Source organism: Lachnoclostridium sp. MSJ-17, assembly GCF_018918205.1.
Taxonomy (GTDB): Bacteria; Bacillota; Clostridia; order Oscillospirales; family Acutalibacteraceae; genus Ruminococcoides.
In genome coordinates this window covers 37,190-55,967 of the sequence record NZ_JAHLQB010000032.1, presented here as the reverse complement: position 1 = coordinate 55,967, position 18,778 = coordinate 37,190, and the positions used below count along the sequence as shown (strand labels likewise).

General features: G+C 56.0%; 19 protein-coding genes. 18 read left to right on the top strand and 1 reads right to left on the bottom strand.

Translation table 11 applies throughout. The annotated features are described in order from the left end of the window. Window positions 1–239: 239 nt before the first annotated feature. The 17 genes from pulA to KQI64_RS02800 all read left to right on the top strand — a co-directional run bounded on the left by pulA (window position 240) and on the right by KQI64_RS02800 (window position 14,721). The gene (gene pulA, locus KQI64_RS02880) at window positions 240–4,064 is read left to right on the top strand and encodes a type I pullulanase (protein WP_216523257.1); all 3,825 of its coding nucleotides are present in this window, start codon (window positions 240–242) and stop codon (window positions 4,062–4,064) included. A 208-nt stretch (window positions 4,065–4,272) separates the two neighbouring features. Further along, the gene (locus KQI64_RS02875) at window positions 4,273–4,758 is read left to right on the top strand and encodes a terminase small subunit (protein ID WP_216523256.1); all 486 of its coding nucleotides are present in this window, start codon (window positions 4,273–4,275) and stop codon (window positions 4,756–4,758) included. Continuing rightward, window positions 4,751–5,995, top strand: a complete 1,245-nt coding sequence (locus tag KQI64_RS02870) for a PBSX family phage terminase large subunit (protein WP_216523262.1) — start codon at window positions 4,751–4,753, stop codon at window positions 5,993–5,995. Before KQI64_RS02875 ends, KQI64_RS02870 begins: the two co-directional genes overlap by 8 nt. A 10-nt stretch (window positions 5,996–6,005) precedes the next feature. Beyond that, window positions 6,006–7,154 carry a phage portal protein gene (locus KQI64_RS02865; RefSeq protein ID WP_216523255.1) on the top strand — a complete coding sequence of 383 codons (1,149 nt, stop codon included), beginning with the start codon at window positions 6,006–6,008 and terminating at the stop codon, window positions 7,152–7,154. Next, on the top strand, window positions 7,144–8,124 hold the full coding sequence (locus KQI64_RS02860) for a hypothetical protein (protein WP_253289161.1): 981 nt from the start codon (window positions 7,144–7,146) through the stop codon (window positions 8,122–8,124). Before KQI64_RS02865 ends, KQI64_RS02860 begins: the two co-directional genes overlap by 11 nt. Window positions 8,125–8,144: 20 nt before the next feature. Continuing rightward, window positions 8,145–8,480 (top strand): hypothetical protein, encoded by a 336-nt coding sequence (locus KQI64_RS02855; RefSeq protein ID WP_216523254.1) that lies wholly within the window; start codon window positions 8,145–8,147, stop codon window positions 8,478–8,480. 18 nt (window positions 8,481–8,498) lie between these two features. Further along, on the top strand, window positions 8,499–9,506 hold the full coding sequence (locus KQI64_RS02850) for a phage major capsid protein (protein ID WP_216523253.1): 1,008 nt from the start codon (window positions 8,499–8,501) through the stop codon (window positions 9,504–9,506). Between the two features lie 12 nt (window positions 9,507–9,518). Then, on the top strand, window positions 9,519–9,875 hold the full coding sequence (locus tag KQI64_RS02845; RefSeq protein ID WP_216523252.1) for a hypothetical protein: 357 nt from the start codon (window positions 9,519–9,521) through the stop codon (window positions 9,873–9,875). Then, window positions 9,875–10,231, top strand: coding sequence for a hypothetical protein (locus KQI64_RS02840; protein WP_216523251.1), 357 nt, complete (start codon window positions 9,875–9,877; stop codon window positions 10,229–10,231). Before KQI64_RS02845 ends, KQI64_RS02840 begins: the two co-directional genes overlap by 1 nt. Next, window positions 10,218–10,655 (top strand): hypothetical protein, encoded by a 438-nt coding sequence (locus KQI64_RS02835; protein WP_216523250.1) that lies wholly within the window; start codon window positions 10,218–10,220, stop codon window positions 10,653–10,655. Before KQI64_RS02840 ends, KQI64_RS02835 begins: the two co-directional genes overlap by 14 nt. Then, window positions 10,652–11,014 carry a hypothetical protein gene (locus KQI64_RS02830; protein ID WP_216523249.1) on the top strand — a complete coding sequence of 121 codons (363 nt, stop codon included), beginning with the start codon at window positions 10,652–10,654 and terminating at the stop codon, window positions 11,012–11,014. Before KQI64_RS02835 ends, KQI64_RS02830 begins: the two co-directional genes overlap by 4 nt. Window positions 11,015–11,113: 99 nt before the next feature. Continuing rightward, window positions 11,114–11,626 carry a LysM peptidoglycan-binding domain-containing protein gene (locus KQI64_RS02825; RefSeq protein WP_216523248.1) on the top strand — a complete coding sequence of 171 codons (513 nt, stop codon included), beginning with the start codon at window positions 11,114–11,116 and terminating at the stop codon, window positions 11,624–11,626. Next, window positions 11,620–12,534 (top strand): hypothetical protein, encoded by a 915-nt coding sequence (locus KQI64_RS02820; RefSeq protein ID WP_216523247.1) that lies wholly within the window; start codon window positions 11,620–11,622, stop codon window positions 12,532–12,534. Before KQI64_RS02825 ends, KQI64_RS02820 begins: the two co-directional genes overlap by 7 nt. Window positions 12,535–12,544: 10 nt before the next feature. Continuing rightward, entirely contained in the window at window positions 12,545–12,865 is a 321-nt protein-coding gene (locus KQI64_RS02815; protein WP_216523246.1) for a phage baseplate assembly protein, read from the top strand. After that, entirely contained in the window at window positions 12,862–13,194 is a 333-nt protein-coding gene (locus tag KQI64_RS02810; protein ID WP_216523245.1) for a hypothetical protein, read from the top strand. The genes KQI64_RS02815 and KQI64_RS02810 overlap by 4 nt, the downstream gene beginning before the upstream one ends. Window positions 13,195–13,216: 22 nt before the next feature. Beyond that, the gene (locus tag KQI64_RS02805) at window positions 13,217–14,248 is read left to right on the top strand and encodes a baseplate J/gp47 family protein (protein WP_216523244.1); all 1,032 of its coding nucleotides are present in this window, start codon (window positions 13,217–13,219) and stop codon (window positions 14,246–14,248) included. Continuing rightward, the gene (locus KQI64_RS02800) at window positions 14,245–14,721 is read left to right on the top strand and encodes a putative phage tail protein (protein WP_216523243.1); all 477 of its coding nucleotides are present in this window, start codon (window positions 14,245–14,247) and stop codon (window positions 14,719–14,721) included. Before KQI64_RS02805 ends, KQI64_RS02800 begins: the two co-directional genes overlap by 4 nt. Window positions 14,722–15,017: 296 nt before the next feature. Here KQI64_RS02800 and ppdK read toward each other — a convergent pair whose 3' ends face one another. Beyond that, window positions 15,018–17,645, bottom strand: coding sequence for a pyruvate, phosphate dikinase (ppdK, locus tag KQI64_RS02795; RefSeq protein ID WP_186833066.1), 2,628 nt, complete (start codon window positions 17,643–17,645; stop codon window positions 15,018–15,020). 337 nt (window positions 17,646–17,982) lie between these two features. On the opposite strand from ppdK, the gene KQI64_RS02790 reads away from it, so the two are divergent. Next, on the top strand, window positions 17,983–18,732 hold the full coding sequence (locus KQI64_RS02790; RefSeq protein ID WP_216523242.1) for a sugar phosphate nucleotidyltransferase: 750 nt from the start codon (window positions 17,983–17,985) through the stop codon (window positions 18,730–18,732). The last annotated feature ends 46 nt before the right edge of the window (window positions 18,733–18,778 follow it).

Genomic DNA, 18,778 nt, shown 5'->3' with positions numbered 1-18,778 from the left:
TGGCACCGCGGAATAAGGGCTTACGAAAGCGCGGGTTCCTGATCGGGGAAACGCAAACTGTCATTATTCACAAAAACCTCTTGCAAAGTTTGTACTGCAAGAGGTTTTATTTTTCGTTATAAGAAATATAATCTTGTGCGGATTTGATAAAATGAATTTGTATCATGGGACAATTATTGATATTTTTCAATATTCCCCGTAAACAAGTACGTATTAAATTTTATACAGGAGTGATAACGGTGAAATTCAAAAAATCATTATCGTTGTTGCTGGCTTCCGTCCTGGTAATGGGCACGGCGACCATCGCCGTGAACGCCGCGGTTGATGACGATTCCGTCGGCGCGTATTCCAACCAGAATTACCTTGAATCCCAGGCAAGCGCAGCTTACAACACACCCGACCTCGGCTGCACATATTCGCCGAGTTCGACTACCTTCAAGACATGGTCTCCCGACGCGACCGCAGTCAAGGTCAAGCTCTACAAGACCGGCTCTGACGCAGAGGCAGGCTCAGGGGTCATCGGCGAGTATCAGATGACCAAGGACAGCTCCACAGGTATCTGGAGCTACACCCTCAGCGGCGACCACAAGAACGAATACTATACCTATATTGTCAGCGTCAAGGGAAAGACCAACGAGACCCAGGACGTCTATTCCAAGGCTGTCGGCGTAAACGGCAACCGCACCATGATCGTTGACCTCGATTCCACCGACCCCGACGGCTGGAACAGCGACAAGCACGTCGTATTCCAGAACGCGGGCGAGGCGGTTGTATGGGAGGTTCACGTGCGCGACTTCTCAGCGTCCGACACCTCGGGCGTCAGCTATGAAAACAAAGGCAAGTACCTCGGCTTCACCGAGGGCGGCACTACGCTCAACGGTCAGTCGGGCGAAATTTCCACAGGCATCGACTACCTCGTCGAGCAGGGGATCAACTGCGTACAGCTCATGCCTGTCTATGACTTCCAGTCCGTAGACGAGACCTCGCCTTCCGCCACCAACCGCAACTGGGGCTATGACCCGCAGAACTACAACGCTCCCGAGGGCTCCTATTCCACGAACCCCTACGACGGCAATGTCAGAATCAAGGAATTCAAGCAGATGATTCAGGCGCTCCATGACCGCAACATCTCCGTTGTTATGGACGTTGTTTACAACCATACCTTCAACACTTCTTCTTCGTTTGAAAAGACAGCGCCGGGGTATTACTACAGAATGAACGGCGGCACCTTCTCCAACGGCTCAGGCTGCGGCAACGAGACCGCTTCCGACAAGAGAATGTACAGAAAGTACATGATCGAATCCGTCAAATACTGGGCTGAGGAGTATCACATCGACGGCTTCCGTTTTGACCTCATGGGTCTGCACGACGTTACCACCATGAACGAGATCCGCGCGGGTCTTGACGGTCTGGGCAGCGACGGCAGCAAGATCCTCATGTACGGCGAGCCGTGGACAGGCGGCGACACCCTCAACCCCGACCCGATCTTCAGCTGGCAGGGCACGGGTATCTCCCGCCTTAACTCGCGCGTAGGCGCCTTCGGCGACCAGTACCGCGACGCTATCAAGGGCGACACCGACGGCACAGGCAAGGGCTTCGTACAGGGTAACACCACCTCGAACACCGGCAACATCGTTCTCGGCGTTCAGGGTCAGCCCTATAAGGTTACCGCTCCCAAGGGTCCCGCTCAGGCGATCTCCTACGCCGACGCTCACGATAACCTCATCATGTGGGATAAGATCGTAAAGAGTAACGGCGGCTCCGACTACACCGGCACAAACGCCAGCTACCAGAGACAAATGAAGGAGATCTATACCCTCCTGCTCACCTCTCAGGGCATTCCGTTCATGACGGCAGGCTCCGAGTTCGGACGCACCAAGAATGGCGACCACAACTCCTACAAGTCCCCTGATTCCATCAATGCTATCGACTGGAGCCGCGTTAAGGCTATGTCGGGTCTTGCTTCCTACTACAAGGGACTTCTCCAGATCCGCAAGAACTACACACCGCTCCACAGCTCGAGCATCATCAAGCCCTCGTTCCAGTCCAACTACGGCGACGTTGTGGCTTACACCTACACCAACAACAAGGCTGCCGAGTGGAAGTACCTCGCGGTTCTCGTTAACGGCGGCTCACAGGCTTATTCAATCAACCTGCCGACCTCCAACTGGACTATCGTTGCCTCAACCGATCAGGGCGCGGGTCTCAAGAGCCTCGGCACCGTTTCGGGCAGCAGCGTAAGCGTTCCCGCCAAGGGCTCGCTCGTTCTCACCGACACAGGCAACTTCACGAACCTCGGCGTTACCGAGAACTTCGGCACCCTGACGATAAACCATGTTGACGACAAGGGCAACCTCCTCAAGACCCAGACCGCCAAGTACAGAGAGGGCAGCACCTACCGCGCCAATCCCGACAGCAGCATTCTCTATGACTACACCCTTATCCGCACCGAGGGCGAGACGACCGGCACCGTAGCGGCAAACGGCAGCTACACCGTGACCTTCGTTTATCAGACGTCAGGCGCAGGCTCCGGCTACGTAAACGTCACCCACGTTGACGCGAACGGCAAGCAGCTTGCGGAGCCTGAAAAGACCCGTTGCAAGGTCGGCGCGACCTACAGCACCGCGCCTGCCTCGATCGCGGGCTATCAGCTTGACACCACTAAGATTCCCGCCAACGCCGCGGGTACCTTCTCGGGCGATGTAGACGTCAGGTACGTTTATACGCCGTTGAATTCCAGCACGGTCAAGATCCATTACAAGAATACCAACAACTGGTCGACTGTCCGCTGCTACGCGTATTATACAAATGACGCCGGCACAACCGTTGAGCTCAACGGCAAGTGGAATTCTGCAAAGGTAATGAACTCTGAGGGCAGCAACTGGTACGGCGCGACATTTACCGCACCCAAAGCCTATGCGCTTTTCCACAACGGCAACGGCTCCTCAAATACCGCGCAGGATCCCGGCGAAGTCGGTTATCTCTGCATCGGCGAGGTTTGGATCGAGAGCGGCGTGACAACCTTCGGCACACAGGTCATCACCAGCCATGTTGACGCCAAGACCGGTCAGAAGATCGCGGAAGACGTGGTTGAAACCGCTTCCAAGGTCAGCTCCACAGACAGCTACACCACCTCTCCTCTCGCGGGCAGAAGCGACGTTATTGTTCCCTCTAACGCGACAGGCAAATACAGCGTAGGCGCTGTCAACGTTGTATATTACTACACAGGCTCCGAGCCTCAGCCCACCACGGCTGCTCCCACGACGGTTCCCGAGCCCACAACTACCGTTCCCGAGCCTACCACGACGGCTCCGCAGCCCACGACCGTTGAGCCTCAGCCCACGACCGTGCCTCAGCCCGTCGAGAAAATCTGGATCGGCGACGTAAACTTCGACGACAAGATCAACGTTGTCGACGCTACCGAGATCCAGAAGATCGCGGCAGAGCTTGTAACTCCCACCGAGAAGCAGAAGATCGCAGCCGACTCTGACGACAACGGCGTAGTTACCGTTGTTGACGCTACATATGTACAGAAGTATGCGGCGTCTCTGCCCGATACGGCTAACGTAGGCAAGTACACAGACGACCCGACTCAGCCGACGATTGCTCCCGAGCCTACCACAGCGGCTCCTCAGCCCACAACGGCAGCTCCCGAGCCCACAACGGCGGCTCCCGAGCCTACAACGGTTCCCGAGCCTACCACAACGGCTCCTCAGCCCACGACCGTACCCGAACCCACTACTCTGCCTCAGCCCGAAAACGTGATCTACCTCGACCCGACCTCTACCATGACCGGTACTGAGGTCTGGTGGGCATACACCTGGACTTCCGGCCCCGGGGACGAGGCGTGGATCGAAGGCGTTGACGAGGGCGGAATCTGGAGATTTGACGGCGTTACCAACTCAAACGTCATCTTCATCAGAATGGACCCTGAAAAGGCAGGACCTTCATGGAGCGGAGCATGGAACCAGACCGAAGACCAATATGTTGAACTCGGCGGAACCTTCGTCACCTCCGGCTGGGGCTCCGGCTATGGCGCTAAGCTCGAGGGCTTCTGGTCATAAGTCAGTTCACGACAAATAAATATTTTGCATAGCGTAGGCGGCAGTCTTTGATAAGGCTGCCGCCTTTTTTCTATGTTTAAAAAGAGTCCCGCGGCGTGCGGGAAAAAAATATTTTTTAAAAATTTTTTTAAATTGCATATTTTTATGCAATTTTTTTCATTTTTGCGGGGTAGGTGGAAGGCAGTCATTCACGCCTTTCGAAAATCTTATGGAGGTGACGGTTATTAAAAACAAGCTGACCGCAAGGGAGAGGGAATTCTGTCTGCTCTTCATGCAGACGGGAGACGCGGCGGTCTCCGCACGGCGCGCGGGGTTCAGAAATCCCGGTGCTGACGGCGAAAGGCTGCTGTGCGACGAAAAAATCTGCGCGGAGCTTGAGCGGCTGTCGGATTACCGGGCAAGACTTCTCCGGGCGATGGCGGTCATCGGCTACCGTAGGCTCGCCTTCGGCAGTACGTCTGACGCGGCGTCGCTGATGTTTGAGGAAAACCCGAGCCGCGAGACTCTCGAAAACATGGATCTGTTCCTCGTTTCCGAGATAAAACGCCCGAAGGACGGTGCGATGGAGATCAAGTTCTTCGACCGCGTCAAGGCGCTCGAGAAGCTTGAGACGCTGAGTATGGAGCGCGAAGGCGCCGGCAGTCTTTACGACGCGATCGGCAGCGTAGCCGCGGGAAGTGAGTACGATGATTAGCTCGTTCTCAAAAAAGCAGCGCAGGGTGCTGAGCTGGTGGCACCGCGATTCGCGCGATTATCTGCGCGACGCGATAATCTGCGACGGCTCGGTGCGCAGCGGCAAGACCTTCTGCATGTCGCTCTCGTTTGTGCTGTGGAGCTTTTATTTTTTCGGCAACGGGGATTTCGCGATCTGCGGAAAGACTATCCGCTCGCTCAGGCGCAACATGATCACGCCGATAACGTCGCTGCTGCAGTCAGCCGGGTTTTCGTGCGAGGAAAAGCTCAGTCAGAACCTCCTGCTCGTGACCTACCGCGGCAGGACGAACCGGTTCTATCTCTTCGGCGGAAAGGACGAGGCGTCAGCCGCGCTTATACAGGGCATGACGCTCTCGGGCGTGCTGTTCGACGAGGTCGCGCTGATGCCGCGCTCGTTTGTCGAGCAGGCGCTCGCTAGGTGCTCCGTCGACGGCTCGCGGTTCTGGTTCAACTGCAATCCCGAGCACCCCGAGCACTGGTTCCACCTCGAGTGGATAAAGGGAGCGCAGGCAAAAAACGCTCTCTATCTCCACTTTACGATGGACGATAACCCGTCGCTGTCCGATGAGGTAAAGCGCAGGTACGAGAGTTTGTACTCCGGCGTTTTCTACGAGCGCTTCGTCAAAGGGAAATGGGTCGCCGTTCACGGCGCGGTCTATCCCTTCATGGCGGACGAAAAGTATTACTTTGAGGTGCCGCAGGGCGAATTCGGCGAATACGCCGTTTCCTGCGACTACGGCACGGTCAATCCTGCTTCCTTCGGGCTATGGGGCAAGCGCGGAGATGTTTGGTACAGGATCGACGAGTATTACTTTGACTCACGCGCCGAGGGCTTTCAGAAAACCGACGAGGAGCACTATTCAGCGCTCTGCGAGCTTGTCGGCGGCAGGCATATCCGCGCTGTCGCGGTCGACCCGTCGGCGGCGAGCTTCATCGAGGTCATACGCAGGCACGGAGTTTTTCAGGTCGTGCCGGCGCAGAACAATGTTGTCAACGGTATCAGGCGTGTGTCGCAGGCGCTCAAGAGCGGCAGGATCCGCATTTGCGGTAATTGTAAGGCGTCGCGGCGAGAGTTTTCGCTCTACCGCTGGGACAGCGAACGTCACGCTGATTCTCCCGTCAAGCAGAACGACCACGCGATGGACGACATACGGTACTTTGTGACAACCTTAATGGACGGCGGCAGCTTCGTACCCGTGATTGCCGCCGCAAGATAGGAGGAAAACAATGTTTGGTAGAAAAAAGCAGGGCAGGGAGGTGAAGCGGGTCGCGCAGACGGTTCCGAAAAGTCCCTGTGACAGCTCTCTGCTGAATCTTTCGCGGTACGCGGTTCAGACGAGCGCGGAAAGACAGCTCTATTCGGCGCTCAGGGAGTCCGTGCCGATGATCGACGCCGCGCTCGGCAAGATCATCAGGCTTATCGGCGGCTTTCATATCCGCTCCGACAACGCGGAATGCGAGAGCCTGGCGCAGCATTTTGTCAAGGAGGTAAAGTCCAACGGCACCGACCAGGGGCTGCACGGCTTTATTTACACCTACCTCGACACCATGCTGACCTACGGCGAGGCTGTGGGCGAGATGATACCCTCGCCCGACGGACAGGGCATCGCTGCTGTTTACAACGCGAGACTCGACGACGTTGAAATACGCGCCGACGGCTCGCCGCTCAATCTTCTCGTCTGCAGGCGCGACGCCGGAGGTAACGTGCCCGTCAGGTATCAGAATCTGGTGGTGGTATCGCTGCTCAACCAGCGCGCGGGCACCGCGAGAGGAACCTCGCTGCTCAGAGGTCTGCCGTTTGTCAGCGGCATATTGCTGAGAATATTCGAGTCGGTTAAAAACAACTGGGAGAGGATCGGCGACGTCCGCTTTGCCGTGACCTACAAGCCCGAAAACGGAGTTTTCAGCGAGGAAAACGCTCAGCAGATCGCCGACGAATGGCGAAAGGCTATGCGCAGCGACAGCGTGTGCGACTTTGTGTCCGTCGGCGACGTCAGCGTAAAGGTCATCGGCTCTGAGAATATCATGCCCGAGTGCGAGGTTCCCGTCAGGGCGCTGCTTGAGCAGATAACCTCAAAGCTCGGCATACCGCCGTTTCTGCTCGGTCTCTCGTGGTCGAGCACTGAGCGCATGAGCAGTCAGCAGGCGGATATCCTCACCAGCGAGCTGGAGTTTTACCGCGACACCCTCGAGCCTGTGATAAGGCGCATCGTGCGCACGCATCTTCAGCTGAGCGGCTGCAACAGCGCGTTCAGGGTCGAGTGGGACGACATCAACCTTCAGGACGCGGTCGAGCTTTCGCAGGCAAGACTCAACAACGCGCAGGCGCAGAAGCTCGAAAATGAAATCGGTTGGGAGGAAGAAGATGGACAATAAAATCACCAAGGCGGCAGCCGGCGGCGTCTCGCCGGACGCGTGCAGGGCGACGGCTGAGGAGCTGGAGCTGATAAACACCTACACCCGCAGGACGCTCTCGGAAAACGAGGTCTACGTCTTTACCGTCGTGCTCTGCGACAACGACGTCGACCGCGACGGCGAACGCTTCACCGTGGAATCGCTGTTCGCTCTCGAAAAGCTCTTTGTCGGCAAGACGGGCATTTTTGACCACGACCCGAGCGCAAAGAACCAGACCGCGAGGATAATCTCGTGCAGGGTCGAAAACGTCGCGACCCGCACCACCGCGACAGGCGACGAGTATTTCCGCCTCACGGCGCGCGCCTATCTGCCGCGCACTCAGGGCAACTCCGAGCTTATCGCCGCTCTCGACAGCGGCATCGTCAAGGAGGTCAGCGTCGGCTGCGCGGTAGGAAAGATACTGTGCAGCGTCTGCGGCGAGGATATAAGTCTCTGTCCCCACAGAAAGGGCGAGACCTACGGCGGCAAGCTCTGCTGCGGCGAGCTGAGCGAGCCATACGACGCATACGAATGGAGCTTTGTCGCGGTTCCCGCCCAGAAGAACGCGGGCGTGACAAAGACAGCTTACGGAAAGGAAAATGATATGGAAGGAATTATGAAAAAGCTCTCGCGCGGTCAGAGCGCGACCTTCAGCGACCGCGACTGCAAAAAGCTGCTCGAGTACATCGACAGCCTCAAGCAGAGCGCCAAGGACGGCGTGTATTACCGCGACAGTCTTACCTCGGAGGTGCTGCGCCTTTCGGCGGCGGTACAGCCGGGCATTTCCCGCGAAACGATGGAGAGCGTGACCAAGGGTATGACGGTAGCGCAGCTCAAGGAGTTCAAAACCGCCTTTGAAAAGCAGCGCGCCGAGCTCATTCCCATCACACCGCAGCTCTACACCGAGAAAAAGTCAACCAAGTCCGACCTCAACGGACAGTATCACATTTAACTTAAACGGAGGTATTTGAAATGAATGTAAACTTTAAGGGCTTCAACGAAAACGTGCTCACCTTTATCGCGGCGTCAGCTCTCACTGCAACGGGCGTTCCCGTCAAGATGAGCGCCGACGGCACCGTTACCGTCAGCGGCAACGGCGATCCGTTCATCGGCGTCTGCGTCGGTCTGAGAAACGGCTACGCCGCAGTTCAGGTCGCAGGCTACGCCGAACTTCCCGCGGCGGCAAAAATCACCGTCGGCTACCAGAATCTCGCCGTCAACAGCTCCGGCAAGGTCGCCGCTAACGCCAACGGCAGAGAGTATCTCGTCGTCGACGCGGACGCAACCAGAGTCGGAATAATTCTTTGATCTTAAGGAGGTATTTTTATGGCAACTTTTGAAAATATTAACATTGAGAAGGGTATGTACCAGAACAAGGGCGGTCTGACCGCCGCTCTCGAAAAGCTCGACCCCAGCGAGAACTACGCAGGCACCTCTCTCGAGGGTCTTGACGCGTTCTCACGTCAGCTCAAGCGCTACGACATCAGAGTCAGCGGCAGAGGCAGCGACTGCGTTGAGAAGTTCTTCCAGACCTCAAACTCCGCGGCGCTTTTCCCGGAGTATGTGAGCCGCGCGGTTCGTCAGGGCATGGAGAGAGCTGATATTCTCCCGAACCTTGTCGCTACCGTCACCGATATCGAGGGCATGGACTACAGAAGCATCGTTTCCGCTCCCACGGAGGACGAAAAGAGCCTCAAGATCGTCGGCGAGGGCGCGGCGATCCCCCAGACTACCGTCAGGACCCGCGAGAATCTCGTCAAGCTCCACAAGAGAGGCAGAATGCTCGTCGCTTCATACGAGGCTCTGCGCTTCCAGAGACTTGACCTCTTTACCGTCACCCTCAACCAGATCGGCGCGTACATCGCCCGCGAGCAGCTTCATGACGCGGTCGACGTGCTTATCAACGGAGACGGCAACTCAAACGCCGCTTCGGTCATCACTCCCGCAACCGCGGGTACGCTGACCTACGGCGACCTTGTCAAGCTCTGGGCGAATATGACTCCCTACGAGCTCAACACAATTCTCGCGCCTACTACAGAGATGCAGAAGATCCTCGCCCTCACCCAGATGCAGGATTCCCGCGCGGGTCTTGACTTCCAGGGCACCGGCAAGATGATCACTCCCATGGGCGCGACCCTTCTGCACGTACCCGAGATGACTTCGGGCAGAATTATCGGTCTCGACAGGAACTGCGCGCTTGAGATGGTTCAGGCGGGCGGAGTTGTGACCGACTACGACAAGCTCATCGACCGTCAGCTCGAGCGCGCCGCGATCACCTGCACCGCAGGCTTCGCGAAGATCTTCACCGAGGCAAGCAAGATGCTTACCGTCTGATGAGGTGAGAGTGTGAACATTGCAAATGTAGACGAGCGTTTTATGATGCTCGCGGGAGTAAGACCCGACGAGATGTGCCGATGGCGCGGTCTTGTTGAGGACGCGCTCGAGTATATCGGGGCGCATACAAGGGTCGGGTCTCCCGACGAAGCCCAGACGAGAGCGCTTGAGCTGCTCGCCGCCGCTTACGCGTACAGGCTCTTTGAAATCTGCAATGCCGACAACCTCACTTCCTTTACCGCGGGTGACGTGAAGCTCACGTCATCCGCCGGCGAAGGCGGAGCGGAAAAGCTGTGGCGCAGCCTGTGCGCGGAGTATTCGGGGCTGATAGACACAAAGGGCTTTATTTTCGGAAGGATAGTGATTTAATGAGTCTTATGGGCGCGGTGTCAAATTCCATCGCGAAATTCGGCGGCGACGTCGAGGTCACTCAGGGCAGCTCAAGCGTGAAAACCCGCGCTATCGTTGAGCCGCTGCGTTACAAAAATAAAATCTATATCGGCGGCGAACAGCGAAGCCTCGGCTCGCTCATACAGGACAGGTATCTGTATATCGGACAGCCCGACGTACCTCTGCGCGCAAACGCGTCTGTAATAGAATCGGTCGGCGGCAAATATATTGTAAAAAGGTGCGAAACCTATTACGTTCAGGACAGACCGGTCTATGTCTGGGCGATTATGGTGCCCTTCGGGGCAAGACGGGAGGATGATTATGACTCAGATTAACGAACAGGCGGACGGTATCGTGCTCGGACTCAAGGCGATCCCCGCGCTGAGCTCAGTGCGCTTTGTCAGGGAGTATTCCTCGGAGCCGATAGAAACTCCCGTCAGCGGCTTTCTCGCTGCGGTCGGGGTCAACAGCGCGGAGCGCAAGAACGGCTTTATCGGCGGCGACGCTACCTCCGCGCTCAAGGGCGAGATGTACTCGGCTTCTATCGAGATCAGGCTCTATTCACCCAACGGCGGCAACGGCAGCGGTCTTTCGGAGATCGCGGGAGAGATTCTCTCGGGACTTAAAACCGCGGATACCGCGGGCATTGTCTCAGAGCCTTCGGTGTCGTCTATCGAGTTCGACACGGAGCTCAACACGATATTCCGCAGGATCGGCTTCCGCCTTGAATTCTGTCTGTGTGAGGAGGGTTCGGCATGATTGCGTCATTTCTCAAGGGCTGCGACGTGACCGTCACAGCGGACGGGGCGAGAGTCGGCGGCGTTATCTCGGTCGAATGCGGTCAGAATAATACCGTTGAAAAGATAGAGGAATACCTGACCGACGTGCCTGCAGCGCAGCTTTCAAGTTCATCATACTATGTTAAGCTGCGCATGCGCGTTCAGCCGTACTCGTCTATCGGGCTGAATCCTTCGGCGGTGACCTTGGCTTACGGAAACAAGCGCGTTTCATACACCGGCTGCTGCGTGGAAAGTGTGAAGTGCGAGATCCTGCCCGACTCTGCGGTGGAGTACGCCGTACTTATTTCGGCGGGAGAAAGGAGCGTTGAAAATGTCTGAGACAGATAATTTCAGCCTTGCCGAGCTCAGCGAGCTGCTCGAACAGGAGAGCCGCCGCTACAGCCGCAGGCTCGACGAAGAACAAGAGGTGAACGGCGAATGAAGCAGGTACCGATGAAGTTCAAGGGCTACAGCTGGAGCCACAACCCGCGGGAAATCGTATTTGAGAACGCAAAGCAGCTCAACGAGACTCTCGCGCCGTTCGGCAAGAGCCTTGTGCAGAACACGGGCAGGCGCAATATGAAGATCTCGGGCGAGGGCGAGCTGTTCGGCGCGGATTGTGTTGAGCAGTTCAAGGAGCTTCTCGGGCTGTTCCGCGAGGGCGGCGCAGGAGTGCTGACGATCCCGAATTTTCCCTCGTTTTACGCGGAATTCGAGAGTATCAGGCTGATCGGCAAGCCGCGTAACGACGTGCTGACCTACGGCTTTGCGTTCAGGGAGCTGATGGAGGAACGCGGCGACAGACGGCGCGGGGTGATCGCCGCCGCGAATGAAAACCTCTGGGATATATCCTACAAATACGGCGTGGACATAGACACTCTCGTGCGCCTGAATCCGCAGGTGAAGCGTCCCGATATTCTCGCTGAGGGCGAGGTGGTCAGGCTTTGCTGAAATACATACTGACGCTTACGGACAAGAGCGAATTACCGCTCAACAGCGTGCTGTCCGCGCGTCTGGACAGCGAGCTTGACGTACCTGCCGACAGCCTGAGCGTGACGGTTCCGTATTCGGACAGGCTCCGCGAAAAGGCGGACATGCTCTCGGCGTATTCGGTCGGCAGCCGTGTTTTTTACGGGCAGATCGACGAGATCATCACCGTAAAGGACAGCGGAAAATGCCTTCTGCGCTTCAGCGCGCGCAGCCTTGCCGCGTTTTTGCTCGACAACGAGGCTGAGCCGCTTGTATATACAAATCCCTCGAACCGGATGATGCTCGACCGCCACCTAAAGCCCTTCGGGATAACCTCCTGCGAGGAGGAGCGTCACCCGCTTTACGACAGCCTGAAAATCGACAAGGGCATGTCGCATTGGCAGGTGCTCGAAAGCTACTGCGCCAAGCGCTACGGAGCGAAGCCGCGTATCGCGGACACAAGGGCGATATTAAAGGGCTTCCGGGCGCAGGGCGAGGTGATTTTCGGCGCAGGCGGGATAAGTATTCTCGAAAAAACCGACAGCTTCCGCAGGTACAAGCTCATTTCCGAAACGAGGGTGCGGCTGACTAAAACCGGCGGCTACGATTCGCGCGTTATAAATGAGAATCCTGACGCGGCGGCTGTTACCCGCGTGCGCTACGTCAACGCCGTCGCCGACAACATCAGCCTTGACACCGCGAGCCGCATTATTGAGAAGGGCAACCGCGAGGCAAGGCTTGTAAAGATAAAATGCGCGGGCGATCTGACGGATATTCTCGGAAAAACCGCCGTTGTCGACGGCGAAAAGGGTTTTATCGCGGCGGGACTCAGCTACAGCATGAGCGACAAGGGCGAGTATACCGCCGTGAGCCTGAGAAAGGAGATTTAATATGTGGCTGATGAGCTATATAACAAAAAATTCAATAACGCCGCCTAACGCCGTAAAAGGGGACGTCCAGGGCAATGACGGCAGCTCCGTGAGGTCGTCGGGAGAGCACAAAAACCTGCCCTGCTGCGCGCCATACGGAGTGTTCAGCATTCCTCCGTCGGGAGAGAGGGCAGTCGTGCTTCCTCTCGACGACGGAGAGGTCAGCGTAGGCGTGATCTCCTCAGCGGATAATCTCAGCGAGGGCGAGATCATGCTCCGCTCGAGCGGCGGCGCTTCGATAGTGCTCAAAAACGACGGCACTGTGCTGATAAACGGCAGGGTGTTCGAATGAGAGACGTAAAAACGGAGTACGGCGATATCGTCCTCGACAGCGCGGGCAGAGCGGAGCTTTTGTCGGAAAAGGACTCGGAGTTTCAGCGCGCGCTGATTCGCATAAGCGCGAAAAGAGGTAGTTTTATCTACGACAGACAGCTCGGCGCGGACTGTGAGGATATCGGCGGAGAATTGATTTTGCAGCAGTACGACAGGGCGTTCTGCGAAGCGCTCGCGCCCTGTGAAAACGTCTCGGCACAAGCCATTGCCGTCACAGATAACGGAGTGCGCGCCGAGATAAATGTCAACGGTGAAACAAGAATAAGGGAGGTGCGTCACTACGGATAACTATGACGCGATTTACAGCAGAATGAAGGCGCGCTACGAGCAGGAGAGCGGCTTTGAGGTGGACGAGGCGAGCGACATCGCCATTCGCCTAAAGGTGCTCGCTGGCGAAATATACAATATGCAGACGACGCTCGACTGGACGAAGCGGCAGATGTTCGCCGCCACAGCGACGGGCGACAACCTCGACAACCTCGCCTCACAGCGCGGACTTACGCGCAAGGCTGCGGTCAAGGCGACGGGTCAGATAACCTTCCGCCTTGCCGAAACGCTCGACTACGCCGTGCCCATACCGAGAGGTACGGTTGTCGCGACGGACGACGAGATCCCCGTCCGCTTCGTAACCACAGAGGACGGCGAGATTCCGCAGGCGACGTATTCCGCCGCCATAAACGCCGAGGCTGAGCTTGCGGGCTACCGCGGAAACATCAACGCAAACTCCGCCACCGTGCCTGTAACGGTGCCGGCGGCGGTCAGCTCAGTGTACAACGCCTCGCGCTTTACGGGCGGCAGCGACGAGGAGAGCGACAACAATCTCCGCGACCGCGTTCTAAAGACCTACACCGCCGTTCCGAACGGAGTCAACGCGGATTATTACAAGAATCTCGTGCTCACGGTCGAGGGCGTCGAAAAGGCGGGCGTTATCGAGCGAATCGACGGCTACGGCACTGCGGGCGTGTACGTCTGCGGACTGCGCGAGCAGGTTTCCAACGCGGTCGTCAGCAGGGTCAACGCTCTGCTCTCTCAGAACGACTGCGTCGGAGCAATGGTGACTGCGTACCCCGCGGTGCTGAGGAGCGTCGACCTCGATGTTGTCGTCACGCGAAAGCCGGGCTACAGCGCGCAGGACGTGCGTGTGGCGATCGAAAACGCCTTCGCGGATTATGTTTACTCTATTCCGATGGGCGAGAGGTTTTATCTTTCGGCGCTCGGAAAATATATGCTCGACACGGGGTGCATTGAAAACTACGTTTACGACTCGTCGATGACCGATATCGGCGCGACAGCCGCGACCTGCTTTATGCCGGGCAACGTGATATTAGGGGTGAGCGAATGACATCTTATGAGTCGATGAGCTCGAAGCTTCTTCAAACGGGCTTGTACTCGATCGGACAGGGCGGAGCCGTGGACTGCGAGCTCAAGGCGTATGCCGTTGAGCTTGACAGGATATACGCGGAGCTTGATACCATGATACGCGAGGCGTTCGTTCCTACAGCCGAGACCTACGGCATAACCGAGCGCGAGAAATTCATCGGCAAGGAGAGATCTGACCTGACCCTTTCAAGGCGGCGCGAGCTGCTTATGCTCAGGGAAACGCGGGCGTCGGGAGGTCACGGAAGCGCGGATCTGAATCAGCTTATCGAGGCGCTCGGAGTGACGGATTACACGGTGTCGATCGTGCAGCGCAACGGCAAGATCACAATTACCGTAAACGATCCGCTCACCGCCGTTCAGAAGGCGGATTTCGAGAAGGGAATCAAGGCGTTTACCCCGGTGACCTTTGAAACGATTTTTGAATATAATGCGTAAGCGAGAAAATACTCAAAACAAGTTCGGTTTTTATTTGTAGGGGAGCTCCTTGCGGGCTCCCGTCAAAATCGCAGTGTTTCTGCGATTTTGAATGACAGCCGCAAGGGCTGTCACTACGTTGTAAAGGAAACAGACGCAAAAAAGCTCCGCGCGCCGGTGGGCGCCTTCTCCCGCCTATAATGACGTTCATCCTTCGCAATGTTCATCGACGGCGGGGTTATACAAATAGAAAAAGCTCCGTCTGAGTTGACAGACGGAGCTGATTTGTTTTTTATTGTATACCCTTTGCGAAGGAATTACTTGCTGTTTACAGCAGCCTGAGCAGCAGCCAGTCTTGCGATCGGCACACGGAAGGGTGAGCAGGATACATAGTCAAGACCGATCTTGTGGCAGAACTCTACAGATGAGGGATCGCCGCCGTGCTCGCCGCAGATACCTACGTGGAGCTTGGGATTAACGGGCTTGCCGAGCTTGATAGCCATTTCCATGAGCTTGCCTACGCCTGTCTGGTCGAGCTTAGCGAAGGGATCGTTCTCAAAGATCTTGGTGTCGTAGTAAGCGTTGAGGAACTTGCCTGCGTCGTCACGTGAGAAGCCGAAGGTCATCTGGGTGAGGTCGTTGGTGCCGAAGCAGAAGAAGTCAGCCTCGGTAGCGATCTCGTCAGCTGTAAGAGCAGCTCTCGGGATCTCGATCATTGTACCAACCTCATACTCGAGCTCTACGCCTGCAGCAGCGATTTCAGCGTCAGCGGTCTCAACAACGACCTTCTTGACGTACTTGAGCTCCTTGATCTCGCATACGAGCGGAATCATGATCTCGGGCTTAACGTTCCAGTCAGCGTGAGCCTTCTGAACCTCGATAGCAGCGCGGATAACAGCCTTGGTCTGCATCTTTGCGATCTCGGGATAGGTGACAGCCAGACGGCAGCCGCGGTGACCCATCATCGGGTTGAACTCGTGGAGAGACTGAATGATAGCCTTGATCTCGTCAACGGTCTTGCCCTGAGCGTCAGCCAGCTTCTTGATGTCCTCTTCCTCAGTGGGAACGAACTCGTGGAGAGGCGGATCGAGGAAACGAATGGTTACGGGGCAGCCCTCGAGAGCCTCGTACAGAGCCTTGAAGTCGCCCTGCTGATAGGGAAGGATCTTGTCGAGAGCAGCTTCTCTCTCCTCAACGGTGTCAGCGCAGATCATCTCTCTGAACGCAGCGATTCTGTCCTCTTCGAAGAACATGTGCTCTGTACGGCACAGACCGATACCCTCGGCGCCGAGCTCTCTTGCCTTCTTGGCGTCAGCGGGTGTGTCGGCGTTGGTGCGGACCTTGAGGGTTCTGAACTTGTCAGCCCAAGCCATGATTCTGCCGAACTCGCCTGCGATCTCAGCGTCCTTTGTAGCGATAGCGCCGTCGTATATGTTACCGGTAGAACCGTCGATTGAAATATAATCTCCCTCGTGGAATTCCTTGCCTGCGAGAGTGAACTTCTTGTTAGCTTCATCCATAACGATGTCGCCGCAGCCGGATACGCAGCAGGTACCCATACCACGGGCAACAACGGCAGCGTGAGAGGTCATACCGCCGCGAACGGTCAGAATACCCTGTGAAGCCTTCATGCCTGTGATGTCCTCGGGAGAGGTCTCAAGACGAACGAGAACAACCTTCTCGCCCTTAGCGTTCCAAGCTTCAGCGTCCTCAGCAGTGAAGACGATCTTGCCGCATGCAGCACCCGGGGAAGCGCCGAGACCCTTGCCCATGGGAGTAGCAGCCTTGAGAGCAGCCTGATCGAACTGGGGATGGAGGAGAGTGTCGAGGTTTCTGGGATCGATCATCGCAACAGCCTCTTCCTCTGTTCTCATGCCCTCGTCAACGAGGTCGCATGCGATCTTGAGAGCAGCCTGAGCGGTTCTCTTGCCGTTTCTGGTCTGGAGCATGTAGAGCTTGCCGTGCTCAACGGTGAACTCCATGTCCTGCATATCTCTGTAGTGGTTCTCGAGAGTAGCGCAAACCTGCTGGAACTGCTCGAAAGCCTCGGGGAACTTCTCAGCCATCTGAGCGATGGGCATGGGAGTACGAACGCCAGCAACAACGTCCTCGCCCTGAGCGTTTGTAAGGAACTCACCCATGAGCTTCTTCTCGCCGGTAGCGGGATCTCTTGTGAAGGCTACGCCGGTACCGCAGTCGTCGCCCATGTTACCGAATGCCATTGACTGTACGTTAACGGCAGTACCCCATGAATAGGGGATATCGTTGTCGCGGCGGTAAACGTTCGCTCTGGGGTTGTCCCATGAACGGAATACAGCCATAACAGCGCCCATGAGCTGCTCCTTGGGATCGTCGGGGAAGTCCTTGCCAATCTTCTCTTTGTACTCTGCCTTGAACTGATAAGCCAGCTCCTTGAGGTCGTCAGCGTCGAGCTCTACGTCCTGCTTAACGCCCTTCTTCTCCTTCATCTCGTCGATGAGCTCTTCGAAGTACTTCTTGCCGACCTCCATAACAACGTCGGAATACATCTGAATAAATCTTCTGTAGCAGTCCCAAGCCCAACGGGGGTTGCCGGACATCTCAGCGATGGTGTTGACAACAGTCTCGTTAAGACCGAGGTTAAGAATTGTATCCATCATACCGGGCATGGAAGCTCTCGCGCCGGAACGTACGGAAACGAGGAGCGGGTTCTCCTTGTCGCCGAACTTCTTGCCTGTGATTTCTTCCATCTTGCCGATGTACTCGTTGATCTGACCCTGAATCTCGTCGTTGATCTTCTTGCCGTCCTCATAATACTGAGTACAAGCCTCTGTAGTAATTGTGAAGCCCTGGGGTACGGGAAGACCCATGCCGGTCATTTCAGCAAGGTTAGCGCCCTTACCGCCGAGAAGCTCACGCATGTTCGCATTACCTTCTGAGAAAAGGTATACCCATTTGTTTGCCATTGGAAATCATCCTCCTAATGAAAAATAATTTGGCTGTAGCAAAAATGCCCAAAGGCAGTCCTGCCAAACTATATGCCTACAGTGTATTATACCAAATTCTGTTAAAAATAGCTATATATTTTAAAAAATTTTTCTTATAAAAAACAACACTAAATTTTATTAATATTGTATAAATCGTTTAAAATGGCTTTGACAAGCGATTTTTTGATTATTTCACTTGAAATTTCGGCTTTTCTGCGATAATATTAATATTGAACAACGCTGTGCCAATACGGAAATATACGGCACGGAATCCTGCGGACAAACATGATTTTTCCGCATATTCAAGAGGTAATATATGAGTAACTGCGCAATTATTCTCGCGGGCGGCGAGGGCAAGAGAATGAAGTCCGACAAGCCCAAGACACTCTCAGAGGTGCTCGGTCAGCCCATGCTGCTCTGGGTCATGAACGCGCTCAGAAAAGCCGGTATCGACGACATCTGCGTCGTCAAGGGCTACAAAAAGGAGTGCATAGAGGAGTACCTCGATACTCTCGATTTCAAGGTCGAGAGCGTATTTCAGGCGGAAAGACTCGGCACGGGTCACGCCGTTATGATGGCGAAGGACTTCCTCGAAAGACACGACGGCAACGTCGTTATCCTCAACGGCGACGCGCCCTTTATGAGCGCGGAAACGATCGAAAAATCACTATCTCAGCACACGTCTACAGGCTGCGCCGCTACGGTCATTTCCGCGAGAGTGGACGACCCCTCCGGCTACGGCAGGATCGTGCGCGATGAAAATGGCAATCTCAGGGCGATCGTCGAGCACAAGGACGCCGACGAGGAGACCCTCAGAATCGACGAGGTCAATTCGGGCGGCTACTGGTTCGACTGCAAAATGCTTCTCAGCGTTCTCGGCAGCATAAAGAGCGACAACAAGGCGGGCGAGTATTATCTGCCCGACGCGATAAAGCTTCTGCTCCAGAGCGGCAGGACCGTCGGAGCTTACACAGCACAGTGCAGCGACGCCGTTTTGGGCGCAAACGACCCCGCTCAGCTTGAGGAGCTGAATCAGATCGCTTTGAAAAAGGGTTATACCTGTTAATATACAGCGAGCAAAGTTAATACGAGGAATAAGGAAAAGGAGTTAG

What these genes read in the sequence shown, in the direction of transcription:
- KQI64_RS02800 (WP_216523243.1), top strand. Translation starts at nt 14,245, where the DNA reads ATGACATCTTATGAGTCGATGAGCTCGAAGCTTCTTCAAACGGGCTTG.
- KQI64_RS02850 (WP_216523253.1), top strand. Translation starts at nt 8,499, where the DNA reads ATGGCAACTTTTGAAAATATTAACATTGAGAAGGGTATGTACCAGAAC.
- KQI64_RS02805 (WP_216523244.1), top strand. Translation starts at nt 13,217, where the DNA reads ATGAAGGCGCGCTACGAGCAGGAGAGCGGCTTTGAGGTGGACGAGGCG.
- KQI64_RS02875 (WP_216523256.1), top strand. Translation starts at nt 4,273, where the DNA reads ATGGAGGTGACGGTTATTAAAAACAAGCTGACCGCAAGGGAGAGGGAA.
- KQI64_RS02855 (WP_216523254.1), top strand. Translation starts at nt 8,145, where the DNA reads ATGAATGTAAACTTTAAGGGCTTCAACGAAAACGTGCTCACCTTTATC.
- KQI64_RS02835 (WP_216523250.1), top strand. Translation starts at nt 10,218, where the DNA reads ATGACTCAGATTAACGAACAGGCGGACGGTATCGTGCTCGGACTCAAG.
- KQI64_RS02790 (WP_216523242.1), top strand. Translation starts at nt 17,983, where the DNA reads ATGAGTAACTGCGCAATTATTCTCGCGGGCGGCGAGGGCAAGAGAATG.
- ppdK (WP_186833066.1), bottom strand. Translation starts at nt 17,645, where the DNA reads ATGGCAAACAAATGGGTATACCTTTTCTCAGAAGGTAATGCGAACATG.
- KQI64_RS02865 (WP_216523255.1), top strand. Translation starts at nt 6,006, where the DNA reads ATGTTTGGTAGAAAAAAGCAGGGCAGGGAGGTGAAGCGGGTCGCGCAG.
- KQI64_RS02870 (WP_216523262.1), top strand. Translation starts at nt 4,751, where the DNA reads ATGATTAGCTCGTTCTCAAAAAAGCAGCGCAGGGTGCTGAGCTGGTGG.
- KQI64_RS02825 (WP_216523248.1), top strand. Translation starts at nt 11,114, where the DNA reads ATGAAGCAGGTACCGATGAAGTTCAAGGGCTACAGCTGGAGCCACAAC.
- KQI64_RS02840 (WP_216523251.1), top strand. Translation starts at nt 9,875, where the DNA reads ATGAGTCTTATGGGCGCGGTGTCAAATTCCATCGCGAAATTCGGCGGC.
- KQI64_RS02830 (WP_216523249.1), top strand. Translation starts at nt 10,652, where the DNA reads ATGATTGCGTCATTTCTCAAGGGCTGCGACGTGACCGTCACAGCGGAC.
- KQI64_RS02815 (WP_216523246.1), top strand. Translation starts at nt 12,545, where the DNA reads ATGAGCTATATAACAAAAAATTCAATAACGCCGCCTAACGCCGTAAAA.
- KQI64_RS02810 (WP_216523245.1), top strand. Translation starts at nt 12,862, where the DNA reads ATGAGAGACGTAAAAACGGAGTACGGCGATATCGTCCTCGACAGCGCG.
- KQI64_RS02860 (WP_253289161.1), top strand. Translation starts at nt 7,144, where the DNA reads ATGGACAATAAAATCACCAAGGCGGCAGCCGGCGGCGTCTCGCCGGAC.